The sequence below is a fragment of the Pontimicrobium sp. MEBiC01747 genome, assembly GCF_053601635.1.
Map to the genome: position 1 here is coordinate 1 of NZ_JBSHNS010000345.1, position 4,978 is coordinate 4,978.

The window sequence follows — 4,978 nt, forward strand, 5'->3', positions numbered from 1 at the left end:
ACTCAAATGTCAGTCTTAGCTTATCGAAACTAATAGAAGTCTAAAAGCACAGCACCTTCCTTTTTTTTTAAAGGAAGGTGGTTTTTTCAGAATGAAAAAATCGGATGGTTTTTCAAAAAATAGCGAAGCTCATTTTAATTAAATAAACAGTTCCCAATACAATAAAACTCTTATATAACATCCTACATAAAACAATACCTAAAAGGACATTTATATAAATTTGATTACATTAGAAAATACTTATATTGAAATAACGTTATATTTAAATAACGAGTTGTTTATTATGAATTAAAGAATACTAGTAAGTCAGTTCGAGTGATTTTGAGAAACGAAAAATCGTATCGAGAACATGTTAGAAATATAAATTCTTATTCTCGATACAAGTTTTACTCATTTCAATCGTAAAACACACTCGAATTAACGAATTTTCAACACATACAAAACGAATACAATATAGACTAAACCATAACCATGCAAGAATCACTTATAGAACTATTAATTAAGCTAGGCATTAACCTAGTGGTTTCAACACTAATTATTAGGTTCATTTATTATAAAACCACGAAAAAGAGTGAATATCTCTTCACGTACAGCGTTATTAGTATTATTGTATTCCTATTATGTTTTCTATTAAAAAACATTCAGTTACAACTCGGTTTCGCCTTAGGGCTTTTTGCCATTTTTGGAATTATTAGATACCGTACCACTTCTATTAACATTAAAGAAATGACCTATTTATTTTCTATAATAGGGCTTTCGGTAATTAATGCATTAACAACACCTTCGCATTATTTAGAACTCATACTTTCTAATGGGATTATTGTATTCATCATCTGGTTATTAGAAACCGTTTTTAAATACAAGCAAATAACTTCAACTAAAATAAACTATACTAATTTAGAGCTTTTAAAGCTCAATGATAAAGCTGCTTTAAAAGCAGATATAGAATCGCGTTTGCAGGTTACCATTTATAAGCTAGAAGTAAGAAGTATCGATTTTGCTTCAGAAACAGCAGAAATTAATATACAATACATGCAATAAATGAAGTTGTTTAAAAACACATTTTTCAGGTTAATTTCTATTGTTGTCGTGGTTTTCGTTTTAGCAAACCAAACACTTTCAGCTCAAATAAATTGCATGGAAGAGTTAACATCTATTTCAGATTTTAACACGCTGAAAGCAAAACCCATAACCAATAAATATGGTAACGTAGAAGCCTTAAAGGTGGTTTACGATTTAAAAGCTAAACAATTATATTTCATTAATAGCAAACGTTACAAGTATCATTACGATTTCTGCTTAGATTATTTAGGACATAACTACAATCAACATCAATTTAACGCGTACAATTATTCGGCAACACACAAATACAAACGCTATTTATTAGCCAATATTAATCATTATAAATATAACGATTCTTATACTTTAGAACTATCGCCTGTAGACCAGATGCATGTTCAAGATATCGAGTTTTTATACCGCACCATACAACAAGAAAGTTATTTTAAAGACTTTAAATTCTTTATACATACAGCACGGTTACAGGAATTAAAACAGCAGTTTTCTATTCCTTTAATACAAGCTAATGCGCTTTATAAAAACCAAACCTACCAACCCATAAGCACTAATAAAAGTTATGGAAAATTGCGCTTTATAAATATCGATTCTATAAAACAACTACAAATTAACAAAAACGATATTATTGTAATAGACAAACCAATTTTAGAACTACCGTTAACAGCAGGTTTAATTACTACAAATTTACAAACACCTTTAAGTCATATTTCCATATTAGGAAAAAACAGAAAAGTCCCTATGGCGGCTTATACAAAAGCCATGCACTCTAAGCGGTTAAAACAGTACGCAAATAAATATGTTGCTTTTGAAGTAAAACTAGACACCTTTTATATAACCCCTGTAACTAAAGCCGTTTTCGATAAAAAAACAAAACAAAAGAAACAATCACTTAATTACCTCTATAAAGATGTATTTACAGACTCGTTAATAAGCATGAAAGATGTTACTATAAAATCTGTAAACCTTGTAGGAGGAAAAGCTGCAAACTTTGGAGAATTACAAAAACTCTCTAAAAAAAATGACTTCAAAGTTCCAGAAGCAGCATTTGCCATTCCGTTTTATTATTACGAAATGCACTTAAAAACTTCTGGAGCAGACACCTTATTACAAAAACTAATAGACAACTCGGCTAATAATACCAAAAAAACAGTAAAAACACAACTTAAAACAATTAGAAAGCGCATAAAAAGAACCAAACTAGACCCTGTTTTAATTTTAGCCGTAGAACAAAAAATTAAAGCCTTAGGCAATTATAAACGTATGCGTTTTAGAAGCTCTACCAATGCAGAAGATATTGTAGGGTTTAGTGGTGCAGGTTTATACGACTCTAAAACAGGAATTGTTGGAGACTCTGTAAAGACCATAGAAAAAGCCATAAAAAAGGTTTGGGCCAGCTTGTGGTTAGAGCGTGCGTACTTAGAGCGTAATTATTATAATATAGATCAAAGCAGTGTTGCAATGGGTATTTTAGTACACCGCTCCTTCCCTAGCGAAAAAGCAAACGGTGTTGCCATTACTAAAAACCTATACCGTAAAAATTATTACGGTACCGTAATAAATGTACAATTAGGAGAAGAACCCGTTGTAGCCCCAGACAAAGCTGTAACTTGCGATCAATTAATTTGTTATTCGGGCACCAAAACCAGTCTTTACGATAGAAATATAGTAGAAGTTATTTCTCATTCTAGCTTAAATAATAATAAACTTATTCTATCTGAAAAAGAAACAGTTAAACTAACACAACAACTAGAACAAATAAAGAAGCACTATTTCTATAATCGTTTGTATAAAGTTAAAAGTACGTATTTAAATTATGGCTTGGACGTAGAATTTAAAATAGATGGAGCAACACGAGATTTATATATTAAACAAGTACGTTATTTTAATGATTAGTATAGAAAACGCCTGTTTGAGTGAAATAACACACGCATCGTCAGTTCGAGTGTTTTGAGCTACGAAAAACGTATCGAGAACCTTTTACAGTAACAAAGCATCTCGATACAATTTTGTTTCGCTTTAGCTCCACAAAACCACTCGACGTGACGGTAGAGCTTTATTTTAAATAGCACATTGGTTCGAGTGAAATAGCACATGCATCGTCAGTTCGAGTGTTTTGAGCTACGAAAAACGTATCGAGAACCATATACAGAAACAAAGCGTCTCAATACAATTTTGTTTCGCTCTGGCTTCACAAAACCACTCGACGTGACGGGAGTAAATAATTTAAAATAAATAGAAGTAACAATATCTTATTAAAACGCATAACGAGCATACAGAATATATTCTACACTATACCGAAAACGGCGTACTGCCAACACTACTAAATATTAAAGTTTCAACACCCGCTTAGAATCCGCAACAGCAGCTTTAAAACTGGTTGCATCTAAATCCTGTTTCCACATCGGAACAATAGTATTTAAAAGCGTTTTCCCTTTTTCGGAATGTACTACTTCTGGAAACGCAATCTCTAATACCTCTAACATAATCTGTGTAGCTGTAGAAGCGCCCGGAGAAGCTCCTAATAGACAAGTTATACTCCCATCTTTACTACGTACTACTTCTGTACCAAATTGCAGTTTACCACCTTCGTAATGGTCTTTTTTAATAATTTGTACACGTTGTCCAGCAACTAGAATTTCCCAATCTTCACTTCTTGCATTTTTTATAAACTTACGTAGATCGTTCATTCTATCCTCATGAGATGCTGTTACCTGTTTTACCAAATATTGGGTTAAAGGTAAATTGTCCCAAAAGGCATTTAGCATTGGTTTTATATTATCTGCTTTAATCGATTTAAACAAATCGAAATTAGACCCCTCCTTTAAAAACTTAGGACTAAATCCTGCAAATGGTCCAAACAATAAGGCGCGCTTACCATCTATAAAACGGGTATCTAAATGCGGGGTGGACATTGGCGGATCACCAACTCCTGCTTTACTATAGACTTTAGCAAAATGCTGGTTTATAATAGCTTCGTTTTTACACACCAACCATTCACCACTTACAGGGAAACCACCATAGCCTTCTTTTTCTGCTATTTCTACTTTTTGTAATAACAATAAGCTACCACCTCCTGCGCCTATAAATATATGTCTAGCGTCTAGATATTGTTTTTCTTTTGTTTTGGTATTTTGCACTTCTACAGACCACTCGACTTCTTTATCTGGATCTATATCTATAACAGCTTCGTTACAGTGTACGGGTGTATTATATTCTGTTTCTAAAACATGAAATAGCTTTTTAGTTAAAGCTCCAAAATTCATCTCAGCACCACGTTCTATTCTAGTAGCTGCCATAATATCACCTTCTCCTCTACCTTCCATAATTAAAGGAAACCATTGTTTCATTTTATCTATTGCAGTAGTAAACTCCATACTATCAAACATAAAATGCTCTTTTAAAGCTTCAAAACGCTTCTTTAAATAATTAGCGTTGTTTTTTCCTGTAACCCAACTATGGTGTGGCACTGTATTAATAAAATCTCTAGGATTATCTATTAAGCCTTCAGAAATTAAATATGACCAAAATTGTTTAGAGATTTCAAATTGTTTACAAATTTTATAGGCTTTTGTACAATCTATGCTTCCATTATCTTGTTCTGGTGTGTAATTTAATTCGCATAAAGCAGAATGTCCTGTTCCAGCGTTATTCCAAGCAGCAGAACTTTCTAAAGCCACATCTTCTAAACGTTCTAGTATTAATACATTAAGTTCTGGTTTTACCAATTTTACTAATAGTGCTAAGGTTGCACTCATAATGCCTGCGCCTATGCAGATTAAATCGTAATCGGTATTAACATCTATATTCTGCTTATTCATACTTAGTATTTATGTTCTGAATAAATATACATATTTTGATCTCAAGAACTTAATTACCACATATAAAAACTTGTATATTGTAA

3 protein-coding genes are annotated in these 4,978 nt (G+C 32.2%); 2 read left to right on the plus strand and 1 reads right to left on the minus strand.

Going from position 1 to position 4,978, the window contains the following annotated elements; translation table 11 throughout:
- The first annotated feature begins 471 nt into the window (after window positions 1-471).
- Window positions 472-1,041, plus strand: a complete 570-nt coding sequence (locus ACVC2P_RS11215; RefSeq protein WP_452598560.1) for a DUF4956 domain-containing protein — start codon at window positions 472-474, stop codon at window positions 1,039-1,041.
- A gap of 96 nt (window positions 1,042-1,137) precedes the next feature.
- The gene (locus ACVC2P_RS11220; RefSeq protein WP_452598561.1) at window positions 1,138-2,970 is read left to right on the plus strand and encodes a PEP/pyruvate-binding domain-containing protein; all 1,833 of its coding nucleotides are present in this window, start codon (window positions 1,138-1,140) and stop codon (window positions 2,968-2,970) included.
- Between the two features lie 434 nt (window positions 2,971-3,404).
- Here the strand turns inward: ACVC2P_RS11220 and mqo are convergent, their stop codons facing one another.
- A complete protein-coding gene (mqo, locus tag ACVC2P_RS11225) occupies window positions 3,405-4,895 on the minus strand; it encodes a malate dehydrogenase (quinone) (RefSeq protein ID WP_452598562.1) in 1,491 nt (496 codons plus the stop codon).
- Between the last annotated feature and the right edge of the window lie 83 nt (window positions 4,896-4,978).

Coding starts and splice junctions, on each gene's coding strand:
- ACVC2P_RS11215 (WP_452598560.1), top strand. CDS start 472: ATGCAAGAATCACTTATAGAACTATTAATTAAGCTAGGCATTAACCTA.
- ACVC2P_RS11220 (WP_452598561.1), top strand. CDS start 1,138: ATGGAAGAGTTAACATCTATTTCAGATTTTAACACGCTGAAAGCAAAA.
- mqo (WP_452598562.1), bottom strand. CDS start 4,895: ATGAATAAGCAGAATATAGATGTTAATACCGATTACGATTTAATCTGC.